Raw genomic sequence first — 20,364 nt, 5'->3', positions numbered from 1 at the left:
CGTACAAATTTATGTTTATTTGCCTGCGTGTACCGCTGCAAAAAACGCTATCCAACGCGGCCAGCACCGCCGTGTGAAAAACCAACCGATCATTTTCACACGGGCACACTGGCCCTCACGCAGGAGACGACACGTCATGCTGAGCTGGGACGAATTCGACAAAGAAGACACGGAAGTAGCAGTCAAGAGCGCCAACGCTGGCCATGCCACCGAAGCCAACATGGACCGTCTCGACAGCGCCGGCGGTGCCGCCGCCCTCGAAGCCCGTGCCGTGACCGCCGCTGACTCTGCCGCCGTTGCCCGCGCCAAAGCCGCCCTGGATTCCCTCGACGTTGCCGAAGGCCTCGCCGAACTCGAAGGCGCCTCCGCCCGTGTCGCTGTCGATGAAAAGCGCATGATCAACTGCCGTGCCGACCTCAACCAGCTCGTACCTTTCAAGTACGACTGGGCCTGGCAGAAGTACCTGGACGGCTGCGCAAACCACTGGATGCCGCAAGAAGTCAACATGACCGCCGACATCGCCCTCTGGAAAAACCCGGAAGGCCTGACCGACGACGAGCGCCGCATCGTGATGCGCAACCTCGGCTTCTTCTCCACCGCCGACTCCCTGGTTGCCAACAACCTGGTGCTGGCCGTGTACCGCCTGATCACCAACCCGGAATGCCGCCAGTACATCCTGCGCCAGGCCTTCGAAGAGGCGATCCACACCCACGCCTACCAGTACTGCATCGAATCGCTGGCCATGGATGAAGGCGAGATCTTCAACATGTACCACGAGATCCCATCGGTCGCGAAAAAAGCCACCTGGGGCCTGAAATACACCCGCTCGATCTCCGATCCGAAGTTCGAAACCGGCACAGTCGAAACCGACAAAGAGTTGCTGCGCAACCTGATCGCCTACTACTGCGTCCTGGAAGGCATCTTCTTCTACTGCGGCTTCACCCAGATCCTCTCCATGGGCCGCCGCAACAAAATGACCGGCGTCGCCGAGCAGTTCCAGTACATCCTGCGCGACGAATCCATGCACCTGAACTTCGGCATCGACGTGATCAACCAGATCAAAATCGAAAACCCACATTTGTGGGATGCTGAAATGAAGGAAGAAGCGACCCAGATGATTCTGCAAGGTACTCAGCTGGAAATCGAATACGCTCGTGACACCATGCCTCGTGGGGTACTGGGCATGAATGCGGCGATGATGGAGGATTACCTGAAGTTCATCGCTAACCGTCGTCTGAGCCAGATCGGTTTGAAAGAAGAGTATCCAGGGACGACTAACCCGTTCCCTTGGATGAGCGAGATCATGGACTTGAAGAAAGAGAAGAATTTCTTTGAGACTCGCGTAATCGAGTACCAAACCGGTGGTGCGCTTAGCTGGGATTGATTCCTTGGCAAGCCACGATTTAGCGACTTGAATCGCCAAATCGAACATCTAAAAGCCCCGATCTGATCGGGGCTTTTTATTGACAGTAGGAAAACTCCTACCCGCTTACTCAGCAGTCGCAAAACCTCCTACAGCAATTCCAGATACATCCGCATTGATGACCATTCAAAGCGACTTTAATCTCTGCTGCAGGTGCCTAAGAAACGCCCAACGTAGAAGCTAACCTCATCACACAGAACGCATGCTGCTACCAGCATGTAAGCGCATTCGTGTGTGGACGAACAGCTTCGTTGGGATTCTTTGGTCCTCTACGTTGGGCCCGGCCCTCTTCAAATTCAAACGTAGAGGTAATGGAAATGCCTGCACAAACTCCACACCGATCGGTAATGACCGATCCTCTCGGATCAACAGTCTTCCACCGCGGATTCTGATTGTGTGCTCCCCGATCCTGAGTTGATGAAGCTGGCCGATAGCCTGTTGGCCAATTTCCGAGAGCCCGAGGATCTGATCGGCAAAAGGTCTTGGAGTGTCTGCACTATTGCAGTGGCTCGAACGCTTGCCGAAGCTTATCCTCCAGCGCCCATATCTCCCGCTTCACTTCCATACGCCGCTCACGGGCGGCTTGAATGCGAGCCTCATCAAGGCCGCCGTAGCGGCGTAACCAATGAACGATCATTTCCTCATCAGGGTAGTAATAGTCCTTCTGACCTTTACTGCTTCGCGGCGTGTCGTTCATGTCACTATCGAAGCGTCCAGCGGCGAATTCATCCGGGGGCAACGTACCCCATTCGGCGGCGCAATCCTCGAATATCCAGGCAATTTCATTGAGGTGTTTTTGCGCACCGCGATGCCCGCGTTTGTAGAACACGTACTCGCGGCAACTCTCCTGGAAGCGCTCCATCATCGGCTCATCATCGACCCAGCGAAGGATGTCGTGCTGGCCCGCATGGTGGATCAGGCCGTGTATCCAACGCTCGGCAAAACGATCGACGAAACCTTCGACATCCGCTTTTTTTGCCTCCGCGAAAATCATGCAATACCGGGTTTTCACATGGATGACGAACAGCACATGTTTACGTTGAACGGTGATGGCGTGGACCAGCCACTGTTCGGCTGACACGTCAGGCGTATCGTCCTCAATAATGAGCGACGTCGGTTTCTCCACCGGGGTGATTTTCTTGCCCTTGTGGACACGACTGAAAAAGTTGCTGGCGGCTTCGGTGCAATTGAAGATCAACATCCTGGTTCTCTGGTAGAAGGCTGGCGATAGCGGTTGTCAGTCCTGCCGCATGATCTCATCAGCCCATTCAATCTCATAGGGCTGGCGTACAGCGTCAGCAATCTCTTCCCGCGCCGCTTCACTGAGGACCGACAGCTCTGCATCGGCTAGCAAGTCGTGCTTGACCATCATTCTCAAAGCCATAGTTGCCCTTGAGCGACTGTAGTGATCGAAAGTCCGGACGATGTCTTTATCCCGGTCGCGCATCAGCCGATAAAGCATCCCGTACCTGGCTTGAGGAGAAAGCGCACCATGTTCAGTGATGGTCCTGGCATCGGCCAACACACCTTGGCAGAAACGATCGATAGCCACCTTGCGCAGTTCCTTGAACTTCTTCCAGTCGCTTTCGAGGATGGACATGAGCATTACCCCGGCGAATGATCATACAATGCGGTGCAGAGCTACAGGATTCGGTTTGGGAGGCCAGGCTTTCTAGATGTTATTACCTAAGGTTAAAAATTTTCGCAATGCACCACAGCAAGACTAGTGACACTGAAAGTAATAATACGCTGCGCCTCAAAAAAACCAGTTTGCGCTTTATTGGCGCTGGAAGATTCTCTATGTCTTGAGCACTGATACTGCCATTTTCGATACCTCTACGTGGTGACGAGACGTAATCGGCAATGTTGGCGATCATCCTCAACCGCCCCGATAGCCCTGCGTGTCGCCAGAAGGCGAGAACGGTAATCGCCGGGCTGTTTTTCAGGTGCCCAAGGAGTACATCCATCTTGGTATAGGCCATATGAAGTGCTACTACGAGCCAGACGAAGATCAGTAGGAGGATTACGCCACCGAGAGTACCGAATATCATCGATGCTTTACTCATCTCGTTGCCTCGTAGATAAGGTCACCGATCCAATCGCCAAACCCGCTGCCTGCTGCTCCCCCGACCAAAGCCCCTGTTACTACCGCTACAGCGGTGCATATCCCGGTCCCTAAACCACCATTAGGTGCTCCGAGTGCAATACAGAGCCTGCCGGTTGTCTCAACTGACAACGTTGCACCTACGACGGCACCTCCTATGATTCCGCCAGCAAAGCTACCTGCCTCAGTGAATCTAACACGCTCGCAAGCTTCGGTATTTCCCGCCGTACACACATCCTGCACCTTCATGGCAGATGCACCCCCGCCGACGGCAGTACCCAACCAACCACCGTATTGAACGTATTTAGAAGCCTTCGCCACACCTTCAAGATGGGTGGCATGACCCGGTATTTGCCCCCCGGGACTGGCATTGGTCCAGTGGTGGACCAGGCTTTGGCTGGAAATACCCAACATTTTTTTCAAGTTGATATGGTCAGGGAATCCAATGCCCTTGCGGGTCAGCGCCGTCATATGGCTGTTCAGTTGTGCGAGCAGACGCTGGCGCTCTGCAAAGAATGCTGGCGAGCGCAGGTGCCCATCTCTCTGCAGCGTATTCTGTTGCAACGCTTCAATATCCCTCAAGGCATTGCCTACGTTATCCAGGTTGTTCTTGAAAATACTCGCGCCAACGCCAATAGCGTTCGAGCCGTAGGTCAGGAAGGCCTGGATGACATCACGGTGTTGCACCATGAAATCCGCTTCTTCCGGGCTAAGCGTTTCAATGATCTGGTTGGTCTTGGCTGCCACATCCATGAGCAAGGCTTCTTCACGGGTGCACTGGTAGTTGCTGGGGTCGCTCAGCACGATCATCGAGCCGGCTTTGACGTCACGCAAGTTGGGATTGAGCAGCTTGAATTTGCCCATCACCGCCGGGTCACGCACGATGAACAAGGAGGCTTCAAGCTGTTCGCGGGTGGTGCTTTTAGGCACGATGTAGAAGCCCGGTTCCTGGGCCGCTGCACCGCCCGGGAACACTGGCTTGGGAGTGTTCGATGCAGACGCGAAACCGGCTGATCGTGGCGCTGCCGGATTGCCGGCGAGAGGTGCGGTCGGTTGGGATGCGGCCCTTGTGGTCTGGGGCGCAGCACTGTGGCTCGATTCATACGTGGCGTTGAACACCGAAGGGATCAACCTGGCTCTGCACGGGCAAGTGCTGTAGCTGTCCAGCGAGCCCGCCACGATCCTGCCATGACTGTTGATGTAAGAGACGCCTCCCACGATTTTGTAGGTTTCGTCGTTTTTCCCGCAGGAAACGCGGTCGCCTTCACGAGCATGGGCGATACCAAACATCATGACGCGTGTGTCGGCTTCCAACACCTTGCCGCCGCAAGTGGTCTCGTCACCCAGGCGAATGAAATGTCCTTTGGCCATTGCTGATCTCCCTCTCTGCTGGCGCCCCAGTCATGGAAAGCGCACCACTGTTAACCATCGATAAGCCGACTCGGGATGAGTGGCTTAACGCAAAGTACGTGGACAGAGAGGTAATTCAAGATGGTCTAGAAAATCAGGAAAGATCCCACAAGCCATGCAGAAAAAGCCGACGAAAATGGAGATAGGACAAATACGAATTCATGCTTGGTTCGTAAAAAAATCAAAAAATAAACATCTAAGGCCTGTTGGGTGTGCGTGGCTTGCGAGGGTGGTAGCGATTCAGCATTGATGTTGGCTGGGCTGGTGCTATCGCCAGCAGGCTGGCTCCCACAGGGGGGGCTGGGATTTGAGATTGGCCTCGAGTTTTTCGGGGCTTTTTAGTATTTGGGCCGGGGATGGCTTTCGGGTTACAGCCGCATGATCTCATCAGCCCATTCAATCTCATAGGGCTGGCGTACAGCGTCAGCAATCTCTTCCCGCGCCGCTTCACTGAGGACCGACAGCTCTGCATCGGTTAGCAAGTCGTGCTTGACCATCATTCTCAAAGCCATAGTTGCCTTTGAGCGACTGTAATGATCGAAAGTGCGGACGATGTCTTTATCCCGGTCGCGCATCAGCCGATAAAGCATCCCATACCTGGCTTGAGCCGAAAGCGCACCATGTTCAGTGATGGTCCTGGCATCGGCCAACACACCTTGGCAGAAACGATCGAGCGCAACCTTGCGCAGTTCCTTGAACTTCTTCCAGTCGCTTTCGAGGATGGACATGAGCATCACCCTTACGGGGGATCATTGACGAAGTAAAACTCATTCTTGCCAGAAAATCTGCCGCATTCAGGTCATCACCGTTCGTCAGGGCGACCGGGACAAAGTCGCACGAAAGAAATAAACACCATGGCCCCTCAAGCGATGAAAATCACGAGCGTATCGCCCATTACCACTTCACTCAGTAACATCATAACGGCGAGTAGCGCCAAAACACCGGTTGAGAGGCCAGGCTTTCTAGATGTTATTACCTAAGGCCAAAAATTTTTCCAATGCACCACACCAAGAATAATGCTCCCAAAAGGAATGTTAGGCTCCGCCACAAAATAACCAGCTTGCACTTGATTGGCGCTGGAAGATTCTCTATGTCTTCAGCACTGATGGTACCGTTTTCGATACCTCTACGTGGTGACGAGACGTAATGGGCAATATTGCCGATCATCCTCAACCGCCCCGATGGCCCTGCGTGTCGCCAGAAGGCCAGAACGGTAATTGCCGGGCTGTTTTTCAGGTGCCCAAGGAGTACATCCATCTTGGTATAGGCCATATGAAGTGCTACTACGAGCCAGACGAAGATCAGTAGGAGGATTACGCCACCGAGAGCACCGAATATCATCGATGCTTTACTCATCTAGTTGCTTCATAGATAAGGTCACCAATCCACTCGCCAATCCCACTGCCTATTGCTCCCCCAACCAAGGCCCCTGTTGCTACCGATACCGCGGAGCATATCCCGGTCGCCAAACCACCATTAGTTGTCCCGAGTGCAATACAGAGCCTGCCGGTTGTCTCAACTGACAACCTTGCACCTACGGCGGCACCGCCTATGATTCCGCCAGCAAAGCTACCCGCCTCGGTGAATCTAACACGCTCGCAAGCTTCGGTATTTCCCGCCGTACACACATCCTGCACCTTCATGGCAGATGCTCCTCCCCAATGGCAGTACCCAGCCAACCGCCGTATTTGACGTATTTAGAAGCCTTTGCCACACCTTCAAGATGGGTGGCATGACCCGGCATTTGCCCCGGCGCCCCAACTTTGTCCCAGTGATGCACCAGGCTACGACTGGAAATGCCAAGGGCCGTCTTCAGTTTTGGATGATCGACCAAGGTCTCCCGCCCCTTTTAATTGCACCTGTTTCAAATTGTTTTTTTACGTTTTGCCACAATTTTTTACAGCTAATTAGGACTCCTGACTTTAACAATGTGATTAGCAATTCCAACGATGCGAATGACCCGAAAGTACTCCATTGCAACGCTATGAGTTTCCTTTTGAGTGGGCGAGGGAAATTTTCAAAATCGTCAGCACTAAGGATGCCGTGCTTTATGTAAAAACTGGGCAATGTAAGAACTCCACAAGCGCTGCCCACCAACTGAAGCCTGCCCCAAGAACCTGTATGCATACGTACGATATTAGTAAAGCTTGAAGAGCTATTCTGGAAACACTCCAACAACAACTCACATTTCGTATAGCCAACGTACAGTATCCATACATCACCGATAATTAGACTGGTGAGTGGAATGCCGCACAAGCTGCCAACAACCATTTCTGCAGTAGTCATTACGTAATTTGGTACACGACTTCGCCCCCCAACCCCCCCAACATTCCACAGACAACACCACCTATTGCTGTAGAGACTGGCATATCCCTAAAGCTACTTATATTTTACCAGTAAGCATGCAATCACCAACCAAATTGCACCACCAACCAGTATCACCGCATCAAGCTGCAGAAGTCGTTTGAGATTTGGAGGGAAGTTTTCAATATCGACCGGGTCTAGTTCACCGATGCGGATTGACGTTTTTGGCATCAATACCACTCCAGTAATTTTTGTTACCAAGACAAAGCACCCAAACCAACCATGATTCCGCAGTCCTGCCCCCCAAATATTGATACAGCGACTGTTTTTCAACGCCGCCATCATGGCATCCAGGTGACGCCCCAAGTATAGGCCGTACGCAAAACTTATAAATCCCAGCAGTATTGGCCCGCCAGTGATAATCAGGACCGCCCAGGCAGGCCAACTGCTCATCATGGCTGCATGGTCTCATACAGTACTTCGCCGAATACTTCCCCAATTTCACCACCATCGGTTGTACCCGCCCAAGCCCCAACTCCTACCAATGTGGCGACGCAGACAACCCCTCCAATACCTGTAGTAGCTCCAAGTACCAAGCAGATCGGACCACTGCTAGCTAGGCCTATCCGTGCGCCAAGAATGCCACCACCGGTGGACCCGACAAATTTCCCCCCTTCAGTAAACTTAACCCTCTCGCATGCAGCTCCAGAATCCCCAACACAAACCTCCTGAATAGCCAGTAGCGAAGAAACCCCGCCAATACCAATGCCAATGTAACCACCGGTGCTCATGTACTTGGCAGCCCGACTGATCGCATTCACATGGGTGGCATAACCCGGTATCTGCCCCGGCGCCCCAGCTTTGTCCCAGTGATGCACCAGGCTACGACTGGAAATGCCAAGTGCAGTCTTCAATTTCGGATGATCGCCCAAGGTCGTCTGGCCGCGCAGGCGGGAGGAATTCAGCAGGTGGGCATCCAGCTGGGCGAGCAGGCGCTTACGCTCGGCAACAAACCGCTTCGATCTCAGGTTGCCATGCTGGCGATAGGTTTCCTGATGAAGGCGTTCTATGTCCTGGAGGGTGTCGCGTAGTCGAATCAGGTGCTTCTCCATTACCGCCGCGCTGACGCCGAGAACGATCGAAGTATCGCCGGTAAAACTGGCGATTTCGGCACCGTGGCGAAACATGAACTCCGCTTCTTCGGGCGTCAGGGGGTCGAGCGCTGCCTTGACCTGTTGTGCGGCCTGCATCAGCTGGGCTTCCTGATAGGTGCAGGAACTGTTGTTCGGATCGCTCAGCACGATCATCGAACCGGCTTTGAGATCGCTTCGACCAGGGTTGAGCGCCTGGAACTTGCTCAGGGTGTCGTGTTGGCGCGAGGGGAAAAGCGTGGCCTCCAGTTGTTCGCGGGTCATGCTGTTGGGGACAACGTAGAAGCCGGGGTCCGGCAGATCTGCTCTGTTGAATGCGGTTGGAGCCGGATGACTTGAAGGGGCGATCCGGATTGACGTGGCGCTGCCGGATTGCCGGCGAGAGGTGGGTTCGGTTGCGCCGCAGCCCTTGTGGTCTGGGGCGCAGCACTGCTACGCGACTCATAAGTGGCAGTAAAAACCGACGGGATCAACCTGGCTCTGCACGGGCAGGTGCTGTAGCTGTCCAGCGAGCCCGCCACGATCCTGCCATGACTGTTGATGTAGGAGACGCCTCCCACGATCTTGTAGGTTTCGTCGTTTTTCCCGCAGGAAACACGGTCGCCTTCACGCGCATGGGCGATGCCAAACATCATGACGCGTGTGTCGGCTTCCAACACCTTGCCGCCGCAAGTGGTGTCGTCACCCAGGCGAATGAAATGTCCTTTGGCCATTTTTGATCTCCCTCTCTGCTGGCGCCCCAGTCATGGAAAGCGCACCACTGTTAACCATCGATAAGCCGACTCGGGATGAGTGGCTTAACGCAAAGTACGTGGACAGAGAGGAAACTCAAGATGGTCGAGAAAATCAGGAAAGATCCCACAAGCCGTGCAGAAAAAGCCGACGAAAATGGAGAAAGGACAAACACCAATTCGTGCTTGGTTCGTAAAAAAAATCAATAAAATAGACATTAGTAACTTATCGCCCTTCCATCATCTTCTCGCCACCAACGCATTACTCATCGAAGTCAGATAATTGGATACGGTAAGGGGGCTTACTCGGGATCGGGCTTGTTCGCCGGTGTCCGAGCGGGCGGGGAGCGAGGGCTGAGGCTTAGTGTTTGAGGCCTGTGGGGTGTGGGTGGCTTGCGAGGGTGGTAGCTGATTCAGCATTGATGTTGGCTGGGCTGGCGTTTTCGCGAGCAGGCTCGCTTGTATGTTTAGACTTGAAGGGGTGGGTGGGTTTGGGGGCAGCTTCAGCATTTGCGGTGGTCGGGCTGGCGCTATCGCCAGCAGGCTGGCTCCCACAGGGGTTTTGTGTGGTGGCCGGGATTTGGGACTGGCCTCGAGTTTTTCGGGGCTTTTTAGTATTTGGACCTGGGAATGCCTTCGGTTTACAACGAAAAAAATGGACAGCTCGCTCAATCTGAACGACTCAGCGAAGTCCAAAGCAACTGCGCCGCATACCCCCGATATGGCCGCCACCCTTCAGCCCGCGCCAACAAATCCCGAGCCGTCACCGCCTCACCCTCCAATGCCGCCAGCGCATTGATCAACCCCACATCCCCATTCGGCAATCCATCCATCTCCCGCAACTGCCGCAGGGCAATGTACTGCGCCGTCCAGTCCCCAATGCCATACAACCCCAGCAACCGCTTCACACCACCCTGCCGACCAGGCTCAAACAATAAAGGATCATCAAGCAACGCCTGAGCCACGCCCGACAACGTGCGGCCACGGCTTTTCGGCATTCCCAACGTCGCAAGGTCCGCCGCCGCCAACACCGTCGCCTCGGGAAACACATGGGTCAAGCCACCGTGCGGCGAGGCCAGTGGCGCGCCGTACTGCGCCACCAGTTTGCCGGCCAGTTTGATGGCCGCGCTCACGGTAATCTGTTGCCCCAACACCGCACGAATCGCCAGTTCCAGGCCGTCCCACGTCCCCGGCACGCGCAGCCCCGGATGCTGTGCAATCAGGCCTGCCAGCAGTGGATCGAGCGCCAGGTGCCGTTGCATGGTGATGAGGTCAGCATCCAGATCAAACATCCGCCGCAGCCGGGCGACGATCTCGGGTATGGCACTCGCATCGGGAAAGTCGAGGGTCAGTTCCAGTGAGTCTGCGGTCGCAGGCTTGATCGAGAGTGTGCCGTGAACCCCGTTCAAGCCGATGCTGCGCGAGTAAGTGCCGTCGACCACCTGTTCCATTCCGGCAATCGCCCGCGCCGACAGAAACCCCAGCATGGCCGGCCAGTCATAGGGCGGCTCGAACGCCAGCAGCAACTTCACAGCCGCAGCACCCCGCTGTACAGCCCATATGCCGCCAACCCGGCACCGCAGACGACGCAGGTAAAGATGCCTTTCTCGATGGTGGTGAATAAAGGCTTGCCCTGTTCATGCCTGGCCTTGGCGAACAGGATCACACCCGGCGCATAGAGCAATGCGGAGAGCAGCAAGTACTTCAGGCCACCGGCGTAGAGCAACCACACCGCGTAGCTGAGGGCGACGCCGCCGATCAGCAGGTCTTTGGTCCGTTCGGCGGAGGCGTGTTCGTAGGTTTCGCCGCGCCCGCTCAACAGCACCGCGTAAGCCGCTGACCACAGGTAGGGCACCAGGATCATCGACGAGGCGAGGTAGATCAGGCTGGTGTAGGTGCCGGCGGAGAACAGGGTGATCAGCAAGAACAGCTGGATCATCACGTTGGTCATCCACAGCGCATTGACCGGCACATGGTTGGCGTTTTCCTTGGTCAGGAACGCCGGCATGGTCTTGTCCTTGGCCGTGGCGAAGAGGATTTCGGCACACAGCAGCGCCCAGGATAGCAAGGCGCCCAGCAGCGAAATCCCCAGGCCGATACTGATCAGCAACGCGCCCCAGGGGCCGACGATATGCTCCAGCACCGCGGCCAGCGACGGGTTCTGCAAGGTGGCCAGTTCCGGCTGGCTCAGGATGCCCAGCGACAGCACGTTGACCAGCACCAGCAGCGCCAGCACCCCGAGAAAGCCGATGACCGTGGCCCGGCCCACGTCCGCACGTTTCTCGGCGCGCGCCGAGTAGACGCTGGCGCCCTCGATGCCGATGAACACGAACACCGTGACCAGCATCATGTTGCGTACCTGGTCCATCACGCCGCCGAAACTCGGGTTGCTGCGTCCCCAGATGTCGCGGGTAAAGACGTCCGCTTGAAAAGCTACGGCGGCGATCACGATGAACATGATCAGCGGCACGATCTTCGCCACGGTCGTCAGCAGGTTAATGAAGGCTGCTTCCTTGATCCCGCGCATCACCACGAAGTGCACCGTCCACAGCAGCACCGAGGCACAGGCGATGGCGACCGGGGTGTTGCCTTCGCCGAACACCGGGAAGAAAAAACCCAGGGTGCTGAACAGCAAAACGAAGTAACCGACGTTACCCAGCCAGGCGCTGATCCAGTAGCCCCAGGCCGAAGAAAAGCCCATGTAGTCGCCGAAACCGGCCTTGGCGTAGGCGTACACCCCCGAATCCAGTTCCGGTTTGCGATTGGCCAGGGTCTGGAACACGAAGGCCAGGGTGAGCATGCCGACAGCAGTAATTCCCCAGCCGATCAATATCGCACCGGCGTCGGCCTTGGCCGCCATGTTCTGCGGCAGGGAAAAGATCCCGCCGCCAATCATCGACCCCACCACCAGCGCGATCAGTGCGCTAAGGCGTAGCTTTTGCGTCGATTGCGACATGCCTGTGTCTCCGTTTCCCAGGGGCGGCAGTCGCCGCGAAATCGTCACATATCCTGCGTTTACTGAATGGATGAAGCGTAATGACGTTTATTGGATAACGCCAACGAACATCCCTTCAACTGCGGAATATGACCGAAAAGGGTCCCATATAATTTTTCGCTTTATAAATACTTTTTAGTAAGGAAATTCAGTTCTAACAACCCATGACGAAAATTTGCGGATTGCAAAAAACGAACTAGCTTCATAAGTCGCAGGGAATGCGAAAAAGTTTCAACAAAAAATCAACGAGGCCTCTGGAACAAGCATTACAGGCTGTGGCCTTGTGCGAGCTAATCATTCAGTTATTAACAATGGAATGTAGACCTGTACTGATCTAAGTCAGCCCACCGTTCGGCTGGCGGACTTAGTCTGCTGTCTCACTTCTCCTGCAATGGAGTCACGGAATGTCTGAAGCTCCCGGAAAACTGAAACTCGGCGCACTGGTTGCATTGGTCGTCGGTTCGATGATTGGTGGCGGGATCTTTTCCCTGCCGCAGAACATGGCGGCCAGTGCCGATGTCGGCGCCATTCTGATTGGCTGGGCGATCACCGCTGTCGGCATGCTCACCCTCGCCTTTGTGTTCCAGACCCTGGCCAACCGCAAACCCGACCTGGACGGCGGGGTCTACGCCTACGCCAAGGCCGGTTTCGGCGACTACATGGGTTTCTCTTCGGCCTGGGGTTACTGGATCAGTGCCTGGCTGGGCAACGTCGGTTACTTCGTGCTGCTATTCAGCACCCTCGGTTACTTCTTCCCGGTATTTGGCGAGGGCAATACCGTCGCCGCCGTGATCGGCGCATCCGTGTTGCTGTGGGCCGTGCATTTGCTTGTGTTGCGGGGGATCAAGGAAGCGGCGTTCATCAACCTGGTGACCACGGTCGCCAAGATCGTACCGCTGATACTGTTTGTGTTGATCGCGATTTTCGCCTTCAAGCTGGACATCTTCACCGCCGACATCTGGGGCATGAAGAATCCGGACCTGGGCAGCGTGATGAACCAGGTGCGCAACATGATGCTGGTCACCGTGTGGGTGTTCATCGGCATTGAAGGCGCGAGCATTTTCTCGGCGCGCGCGGAAAAACGCAGCGATGTGGGTAAAGCCACGGTGATTGGCTTTATCACCGTGCTGCTGATCCTGGTGCTGGTGAACGTGCTGTCGCTGGGCATCCTGACCCAGCCGGAACTGGCCAAGCTGCAGAACCCGTCGATGGCCGCCGTGCTGGAACACGTGGTGGGCCAGTGGGGGGCGGTGCTGATCAGCGTCGGCCTGATCATCTCGTTGCTCGGTGCGTTGTTGTCCTGGGTGCTGCTGTGCGCGGAGATCATGTTCGCCGCCGCCAAGGACCACACCATGCCGGCGTTCCTGCGCAAGGAAAACGCCAACCAGGTACCGGTCAACGCCCTGTGGCTGACCAATGCCATGGTGCAGATCTTCCTGGTCATCACGCTGTTTTCCGCCAGTACCTACCTGTCGCTGATCTACCTCGCCACCTCGATGATCCTGGTGCCGTACCTGTGGTCGGCGGCGTACGCCCTGCTGTTGGCCGTGCGCGGCGAAACCTATGAAGGCGCGGCGGGTGAGCGCCAGAAAGACCTGATCATTGGTGCCGTGGCGCTGATCTACGCGGTCTGGCTGCTGTACGCCGGCGGCGTCAAATACCTGCTGCTCTCCGCCCTGCTCTATGCCCCCGGCGTGATCCTGTTCGCCAAGGCCAAGCTGGAACTGAAGAAACCGGTTTTCACCAATGTCGAGAAGCTGATTTTCGCCATGGTGGTCGTCGGCGCCCTGGTGGCGGCCTACGGTCTCTACGACGGCTTCCTGACCCTGTAACACGACTGTCTTGCCATCTGGAGGTTCACTGAAATGACCACGGAAAAAGTTAAGTACGGCGTCCATTCCGAAGCCGGCAAACTGCGCAAAGTCATGGTTTGCTCACCCGGCCTGGCCCATCAGCGGCTGACCCCGAACAACTGCGACGAACTGCTGTTCGATGACGTGCTGTGGGTGGCCCAGGCCAAGCGCGACCATTTCGATTTCGTTACCAAGATGCGCGAACGCGGTGTCGATGTGCTGGAAATGCACAACCTGCTGACCGACATCGTCGCCATCCCCGAAGCCCTGGACTGGATTCTTGAGCGCAAGATCACCGCCGACTCGGTGGGCCTGGGCCTGATCAATGAAACGAGTTCGTGGCTGCGCAGCCTGGAGCCGCGACATATCGCCGAGTTCTTGATTGGCGGTGTCTCTGCCGATGATCTGCCGGACAGTTTCGGCGGCAAGACCATCCAGATGTTCCGTGAATTCCTCGGCCACTCCAGCTTCATCCTGCCGCCACTGCCCAACACTCAATTCACCCGCGACACCACCTGCTGGATCTACGGTGGCGTCACGCTCAACCCGATGTACTGGCCGGCGCGTCGCCAGGAAACCCTGCTGACCACCGCCATCTACAAGTTCCATCCGCAGTTCACCAACGCCGAATTCGAAATCTGGTACGGCGACCCGGACAAGGACCACGGCAGCTCCACCCTGGAAGGCGGCGACGTGATGCCGATCGGCAACGGCGTGGTGTTGATCGGCATGGGCGAACGCTCATCGCGCCAGGCCATCGGCCAACTGGCGGTGGAGTTGTTCAAGAAAAAAGCCGTGGAGAAAGTCATAGTCGCCGGCCTGCCGAAATCCCGCGCGGCGATGCACCTGGACACCGTGTTCAGTTTCTGCGACCGCGATGTGGTGACCATCTTCCCGGAAGTGGTGAACCAGATCGTCGCCTTCACCCTGCGTCCCGATGAAAGCAAACCGGGTGGCATCGACATCCGCCGCGAAGAAACCAACTTCCTCGACACCGTGGCCCAGGCCCTCAACCTAAAGGCCCTGCGCGTCGTCGAAACCGGCGGCAACAGTTTCGCCGCCGAACGCGAGCAATGGGACGACGGCAACAACGTGGTGGCCGTGGAACCCGGCGTGGTCATCGGCTACGACCGCAACACCTACACCAACACCCTGCTGCGCAAGGCCGGGGTGGAGGTCATCACCATCAGCGCCGGCGAACTCGGTCGCGGTCGCGGCGGCGGTCACTGCATGACCTGCCCGATCATCCGCGATCCGATCGACTACTAACCCATCAGCCTTGGCCCGCACTGACCCAGTGCGGGCCAACGGGATACCCGACACCTTAGGAGATCCAAAATGGCGTTCAATATCCATAACCGCAATCTGCTGAGCCTGGAACACCACACCCCTCGCGAATTGCGCTACCTGCTCGACCTGTCCCGCGATCTCAAGCGCGCCAAGTACACCGGCACCGAACAGCAACACCTCAAGGGCAACAACATCGCGCTGATCTTCGAAAAAACCTCGACCCGCACCCGCTGTGCGTTCGAAGTCGCGGCCTATGACCAGGGTGCCAACGTTACCTACATCGACCCGAACTCCTCGCAGATCGGCCACAAGGAAAGCATGAAGGACACCGCCCGCGTGCTCGGGCGCATGTACGACGCCATCGAGTACCGTGGCTTCAAGCAGGAAATCGTCGAGGAGCTGGCCAAGTTTGCCGGCGTCCCGGTGTTCAACGGCCTGACCGACGAATATCACCCGACGCAAATGATCGCCGACGTGCTGACCATGCGTGAACACGCCGACAAGCCGATCCACGAGATCAGCTACGCCTACCTTGGCGATGCGCGTAACAACATGGGCAACTCGCTGCTGCTGATCGGCGCCAAGCTGGGCATGGACGTGCGCATCTGCGCGCCGAAAGCCCTGTGGCCTCTGGACGACCTGGTGGCCCGCTGCAAGAAGTACGGCGAAGAAAGCGGTGCGCGCATCACCCTGACCGAAGACCCGAAAGCGGCGGTCAAGGGCGTGGATTTCATCCACACCGACGTCTGGGTATCGATGGGCGAGCCGGTCGAAGCCTGGGCCGAACGCATCCAGCAACTGCTGCCGTATCAGGTGAATGCCGAACTGATGAAAGCCACCGGCAACCCGCGCACCAAGTTCATGCACTGCCTGCCGGCGTTCCACAACAGCGACACCAAGATCGGCAAGCAGATTGCCGAGCAGTACCCGAACCTGAAGAACGGCATCGAAGTGACCGATGACGTGTTCGAGTCGCCGGCCTGCATCGCCTTCGAGCAAGCGGAGAATCGCATGCATACGATCAAGGCGATTCTGGTGTCGACCCTGGCGGATCTCTAACAGCCCACTCGGCTCCCACTGAAGGAACAGGGTCAATGTGGGAGCTGGCCTGCCGGCGATGGCAGCGCCGCGGTGCATCTGACCGACCGCGGCGATCCCATCGCGAGCAGGCTCGCTCCCACAGGGATCAGGGTTCCATCGACAGACCGAGTCGCCCGCTTACTTCTCTTCTAGAAGGACATGCACCATGCGTATCGTCGTTGCTCTGGGCGGTAACGCCCTGCTCCGCCGGGGTGAACCCATGACCGCGGACAACCAGCGCGCCAATATCCGGATCGCCACCGAGCAGATCGCCAAGATCCATGCCGGCAACCAACTGGTCATCGCCCACGGCAATGGCCCGCAAGTCGGCCTGCTGTCGCTGCAGGCGGCGGCCTACACCTCGGTGTCGCCTTACCCGCTGGACGTGCTCGGCGCCGAAACCGAAGGCATGATCGGCTACATCATTGAACAGGAACTGGGCAACCTGCTGGACTTCGAAGTGCCCTTCGCCACCCTGCTGACCCAGGTCGAAGTCGATGCCAACGACCCGGCCTTCCAGAACCCGACCAAACCCATCGGCCCGGTCTACACCAAGGACGAAGCCGAAAAACTGGCCGCTGAAAAAGGCTGGGCCATTGCCCCCGATGGCGACAAATATCGCCGTGTGGTCGCCAGCCCCAAACCCAAGCGCATCTTCGAAATCCGCCCGATCAAGTGGCTGCTGGAAAAAAACAGCATCGTGATCTGCGCCGGCGGTGGCGGCATCCCCACCATGTACACCGCGCCCGGCAAGCTTGAAGGCGTCGAAGCGGTGATCGACAAGGACCTGTGCTCGGCGCTGCTGGCCGAACAGCTTGGAGCCGATCTGCTGGTGATCGCCACTGACGTCAACGCCGCGTTTGTCGACTTCGGCAAACCGACCCAGAAAAGCATCACCCAGGCGCACCCGGACGAAATGGAAAAACTCGGCTTCGCGGCCGGCTCCATGGGACCGAAAGTGCAGGCAGCCTGCGAATTCGCGCGCCATACTGGAAAGGTCGCGGTGATCGGCTCACTCGCGGATATCGAAGCGATCGTCCAGGGCACCGCCGGCACGCGCATCAGCACGGCAACACCTGGTATTACCTACTCGTAAGGAGAGACGCCCATGGCACAGTTTGAGCCAGGTCACTTGCACATTGAGCGTCATGCGCTGACACCGGACGATGTCAGCTACAACGTGCACCTCGACTATGAAGTCAGCAAGAATGACAAAGGTGAAAAAGGCATCCAGTTCACCATGCATGGCAGCCTTCAGGGCAAGGACATGACAGAGACCTTTTTCCTGCCCAAGGAGGAGGCCTACAACTTCGCGCGGGATGTGACGAGAATTGCCGAGAAGTACGGCATTCCGAAAGCTCACAGCCAGATCGGCTCGGTGCACAAGCATTACGATCTGATGTTTGAAGACATCCGGCAGCAGTTGAACATGAAATCCGGCGACCCGGTGAACCCCGAGCACTTCGAATAACCCACGTACCCTTGTGGGAGCGGGCTTGCTCGCGAAGGCGGTGTGTCAGTCACAATCAATGTCGAATGTCAGACCGCTTTCGCGAGCGAGCCCGCTCCCACAGGGATCATCGCTGACCTGAAGTCCTGCGCCGGATTTCACCTTACCCCCTGCTCCAAGGCATACTTGCCACCCTCCGCACGCCAGAACCCAAAACCGCCCCATGCGTATCCACGTCAGCTTCATCGATCGAGTCGGCATCACCCAGGAAGTCCTGGCCCTGCTCGGTGGACGCAATCTCAACCTGGATGCGGTGGAAATGGTCCCGCCCAACGTCTACATCGATGCACCGACCCTGAGCCCGCAAGTGCTCGAGGAACTGCGCGATGCGCTGCTGAGCGTGCGTGGCGTGCAAGCGATGACCGTGGTCGACATTCTTCCCGGACAGCGTCGGCACTTGCAGCTCGATGCACTGCTTGCGGCGATGACCGACCCGGTGCTGGCGCTGGACAGTGCCGGCAAGGTGTTGCTGGCCAACCCGGCGTTGATTGCCCTGTACGGCCGCGAGCCGGCCGGTGAAAGCGTCGCCGAGCTGTTTGCCGACCCGGCACTGCTCGATGCGTTGCTCGAACAGGGCTTTCGCCTGCCGCTGCGGGAAATCACCCTCAACGGCCAGACGTTGTTGCTGGACGCCACGCCCATCACTGACGCTGGCGCCCTGCTGACCCTGTATCAACCGAACCGCATCGGCGAACGCCTCTCGGCATTGCACCACGATCACGCCGAAGGTTTCGATGCGCTGCTGGGCGAGTCGCCGGTGATTCGCACGCTCAAGGTGCGCGCGCAACGGGTGGCGGCCCTCGATGCGCCCCTGTTGATCCAGGGCGAAACCGGCACCGGCAAGGAGCTGGTGGCCCGGGCTTGCCATGCTATCAGTGCACGGCACAGTTCACCGTTCCTGGCATTGAATTGCGCGGCATTGCCGGAAAACCTCGCCGAAAGCGAGCTGTTCGGCTACGCCCCCGGCGCTTTCACCGGCGCGCAACGGGGCGGCAAGCCGGGGCTGATGGAACTGGCCAACCAGGGCACGGTGTTTCTTGACGAGATCGGCGAGATGTCACCGTACTTGCAGGCCAAGTTGCTGCGTTTCCTCAACGATGGCAGCTTCCGTCGGGTCGGCGGCGATCGGGAGGTCAAGGTCAATGTGCGGATCCTCAGCGCGACCCACCGCGACCTGGAAAAAATGGTCAGCGAAGGTTTGTTCCGCGAAGACCTGTTTTACCGCCTCAACGTGCTCAATGTCGAAGTCCCGCCCCTGCGCGAACGGGGCCAGGACATTTTGCTGCTGGCCCGTTATTTCATGCAGCAGGCCTGTGCACAGATCCAGCGCCCGGTCTGCCGCCTGGCACCGGGCACTTACCCGGCGTTGCTCGGCAACCGCTGGCCGGGCAACGTGCGCCAACTGCAAAACGTGATCTTCCGTGCCGCGGCCATTTGCGAAAGCAGCCTGGTGGACATTGGCGACCTCGATATCGCCGGCACCTCGGTGGCGCGCCAGAGCGACCACGAAGTCGACAGCCTGGAACAGGCCATGGATGAGTTCGAGAAGACCCTGCTGGAAAAGCTTTACGTCAGCTATCCCTCGACGCGGCAGCTGGCCAACCGCCTGCAGACCTCGCATACCGCCATCGCCCACCGACTGCGCAAGTACGGCATTCCCAATAAGCCGTAATCCTCGGACCTGAAATAGCTCTCCCTGCCAATACAAACCTATGTGGGAGCCAGCCTGCTGGCGATAGCGGTCTTACAAACAACAGTGATGTTGAATGTGAGGGCCATATCGCCAGCAGGCTGGCTCCCACAGGTTTTGAGTCCGGCATGGAATCTTCTCTCCAAAAGCGACCTCCACCTGTACTGAAAGCGCTACAGCGGAACGATATCGCTACACCCCTCTGCGACCAGCCCTGCGCAAGGCTTTGATCCCCTTCAGCTTTTTTCTTCTGCCGCAGCTGTAGCGATTTCGCTACAACCCACGCATCTGGCCGCACCACAAAATAATATAACTTATTGATTTATAACAATAAAACAAGATTGGCCGCGTTCTTGCTTAGTAACCCTCCATAAATCAGGGCATTGCCCCAGCCTTCAATCGCGTCCACCAGACGAGTCTGGCCCCCTTAGGAGTTTCCATGAGCGAGTTGCGTTTTACTGAAGATCACGAATGGCTGCGCACCGAAGCTGACGGCAGCGTCACCGTCGGCATCACCGCTTTCGCGCAGAACGCACTGGGCGACGTGGTTTTCGTACAACTGCCGGAGCTGCAGTCCTACGACAAAGGCGCAGAAGCCGCCACCGTGGAATCGGTAAAAGCCGCCAGCGGCGTGTACATGCCACTGGACGGAGAAGTGCTGGAAGTGAACCCGGCGCTGGACGCCAGCCCTGAGCTGGTCAACGAAGACCCGCTGGGCGAAGGCTGGTTCTTCCGCTTCCAGCCTGCTGACGCTGCCGCTGTCGGCCAACTGCTGGATCAGGACGCCTACGACCGCCTGATCAAAGCCCAAGCCGAAGCCTGA

19 protein-coding genes and 1 pseudogene are annotated in these 20,364 nt (G+C 57.3%); 8 read left to right on the top strand and 12 right to left on the bottom strand.

Annotation, left to right across the window (positions count from 1 at the left end; all coding sequences use genetic code 11):
• Positions 1-136 precede the first annotated feature (136 nt).
• Positions 137-1,384 (top strand): ribonucleotide-diphosphate reductase subunit beta, encoded by a 1,248-nt coding sequence (locus ACM6I6_RS27505; protein ID WP_075945352.1) that lies wholly within the window; start codon positions 137-139, stop codon positions 1,382-1,384.
• A 535-nt stretch (positions 1,385-1,919) separates the two neighbouring features.
• On the opposite strand, the gene ACM6I6_RS27500 is transcribed toward ACM6I6_RS27505, so the two are convergent.
• The 12 genes and pseudogenes from ACM6I6_RS27500 to arcD (ACM6I6_RS27445) form a co-directional block, all read right to left on the bottom strand.
• The gene (locus ACM6I6_RS27500) at positions 1,920-2,624 is read right to left on the bottom strand and encodes a DUF6933 domain-containing protein (RefSeq protein WP_414920977.1); all 705 of its coding nucleotides are present in this window, start codon (positions 2,622-2,624) and stop codon (positions 1,920-1,922) included.
• 36 nt (positions 2,625-2,660) lie between these two features.
• Positions 2,661-3,023: a hypothetical protein gene (locus ACM6I6_RS27495; RefSeq protein WP_414920976.1), complete on the bottom strand. Its 363-nt coding sequence runs from the start codon at positions 3,021-3,023 to the stop codon at positions 2,661-2,663.
• A gap of 82 nt (positions 3,024-3,105) precedes the next feature.
• On the bottom strand, positions 3,106-3,489 hold the full coding sequence (locus ACM6I6_RS27490) for a hypothetical protein (RefSeq protein WP_274077881.1): 384 nt from the start codon (positions 3,487-3,489) through the stop codon (positions 3,106-3,108).
• Positions 3,486-4,898, bottom strand: coding sequence for a PAAR domain-containing protein (locus ACM6I6_RS27485; RefSeq protein WP_414920975.1), 1,413 nt, complete (start codon positions 4,896-4,898; stop codon positions 3,486-3,488). Before ACM6I6_RS27485 ends, ACM6I6_RS27490 begins: the two co-directional genes overlap by 4 nt.
• A 407-nt stretch (positions 4,899-5,305) precedes the next feature.
• Positions 5,306-5,665 carry a hypothetical protein gene (locus tag ACM6I6_RS27480; protein ID WP_414920974.1) on the bottom strand — a complete coding sequence of 120 codons (360 nt, stop codon included), beginning with the start codon at positions 5,663-5,665 and terminating at the stop codon, positions 5,306-5,308.
• A gap of 244 nt (positions 5,666-5,909) precedes the next feature.
• Complete coding sequence (locus tag ACM6I6_RS27475) at positions 5,910-6,293, bottom strand: hypothetical protein (RefSeq protein ID WP_274078144.1); 384 nt, start codon at positions 6,291-6,293, stop codon at positions 5,910-5,912.
• A pseudogene (locus tag ACM6I6_RS27470) lies at positions 6,290-6,765 on the bottom strand (PAAR domain-containing protein); the annotation flags it as partial. The gene ACM6I6_RS27475 and the pseudogene ACM6I6_RS27470, both read right to left, overlap by 4 nt.
• 551 nt (positions 6,766-7,316) lie before the next feature.
• Complete coding sequence (locus ACM6I6_RS27465; protein WP_414920973.1) at positions 7,317-7,697, bottom strand: hypothetical protein; 381 nt, start codon at positions 7,695-7,697, stop codon at positions 7,317-7,319.
• Entirely contained in the window at positions 7,694-8,656 is a 963-nt protein-coding gene (locus ACM6I6_RS27460) for a hypothetical protein (RefSeq protein WP_274078142.1), read from the bottom strand. Before ACM6I6_RS27460 ends, ACM6I6_RS27465 begins: the two co-directional genes overlap by 4 nt.
• Entirely contained in the window at positions 8,653-9,024 is a 372-nt protein-coding gene (locus tag ACM6I6_RS27455) for a PAAR domain-containing protein (RefSeq protein WP_414920981.1), read from the bottom strand. Before ACM6I6_RS27455 ends, ACM6I6_RS27460 begins: the two co-directional genes overlap by 4 nt.
• A 767-nt stretch (positions 9,025-9,791) precedes the next feature.
• Positions 9,792-10,655, bottom strand: a complete 864-nt coding sequence (locus tag ACM6I6_RS27450) for a DNA-3-methyladenine glycosylase family protein (protein WP_414920972.1) — start codon at positions 10,653-10,655, stop codon at positions 9,792-9,794.
• Positions 10,652-12,079: an arginine-ornithine antiporter gene (gene arcD / locus ACM6I6_RS27445; RefSeq protein WP_406592792.1), complete on the bottom strand. Its 1,428-nt coding sequence runs from the start codon at positions 12,077-12,079 to the stop codon at positions 10,652-10,654. The genes ACM6I6_RS27450 and arcD (ACM6I6_RS27445) overlap by 4 nt, the downstream gene beginning before the upstream one ends.
• A 443-nt stretch (positions 12,080-12,522) precedes the next feature.
• Between arcD (ACM6I6_RS27445) and arcD (ACM6I6_RS27440) the strand changes: the two genes are divergently transcribed.
• The 7 genes from arcD (ACM6I6_RS27440) (at position 12,523) to gcvH (ending at position 20,364) form a co-directional block, all read left to right on the top strand.
• Positions 12,523-13,950 carry an arginine-ornithine antiporter gene (gene arcD, locus ACM6I6_RS27440; protein ID WP_323629243.1) on the top strand — a complete coding sequence of 476 codons (1,428 nt, stop codon included), beginning with the start codon at positions 12,523-12,525 and terminating at the stop codon, positions 13,948-13,950.
• Between the two features lie 33 nt (positions 13,951-13,983).
• Positions 13,984-15,240 carry an arginine deiminase gene (arcA, locus tag ACM6I6_RS27435; protein ID WP_323607799.1) on the top strand — a complete coding sequence of 419 codons (1,257 nt, stop codon included), beginning with the start codon at positions 13,984-13,986 and terminating at the stop codon, positions 15,238-15,240.
• A gap of 69 nt (positions 15,241-15,309) precedes the next feature.
• Entirely contained in the window at positions 15,310-16,320 is a 1,011-nt protein-coding gene (locus ACM6I6_RS27430) for an ornithine carbamoyltransferase (RefSeq protein ID WP_323629246.1), read from the top strand.
• A 187-nt stretch (positions 16,321-16,507) separates the two neighbouring features.
• Entirely contained in the window at positions 16,508-17,437 is a 930-nt protein-coding gene (arcC, locus tag ACM6I6_RS27425; protein ID WP_414920971.1) for a carbamate kinase, read from the top strand.
• A 12-nt stretch (positions 17,438-17,449) separates the two neighbouring features.
• Positions 17,450-17,812 carry a DUF5064 family protein gene (locus tag ACM6I6_RS27420; RefSeq protein WP_414920970.1) on the top strand — a complete coding sequence of 121 codons (363 nt, stop codon included), beginning with the start codon at positions 17,450-17,452 and terminating at the stop codon, positions 17,810-17,812.
• A gap of 202 nt (positions 17,813-18,014) precedes the next feature.
• Positions 18,015-19,523 carry a sigma-54-dependent transcriptional regulator gene (locus ACM6I6_RS27415; RefSeq protein ID WP_408598589.1) on the top strand — a complete coding sequence of 503 codons (1,509 nt, stop codon included), beginning with the start codon at positions 18,015-18,017 and terminating at the stop codon, positions 19,521-19,523.
• Between the two features lie 457 nt (positions 19,524-19,980).
• Positions 19,981-20,364 (top strand): glycine cleavage system protein GcvH, encoded by a 384-nt coding sequence (gene gcvH, locus ACM6I6_RS27410; RefSeq protein WP_180204325.1) that lies wholly within the window; start codon positions 19,981-19,983, stop codon positions 20,362-20,364.

Source organism: Pseudomonas sp. IT-P218 (assembly GCF_949767605.1).
Lineage (GTDB): Bacteria > Pseudomonadota > Gammaproteobacteria > Pseudomonadales > Pseudomonadaceae > Aquipseudomonas > Aquipseudomonas putida_AE.
The sequence above is the reverse complement of the archived record's forward strand: the minus strand, read 5'-3'. Positions and strand labels throughout refer to the sequence as shown.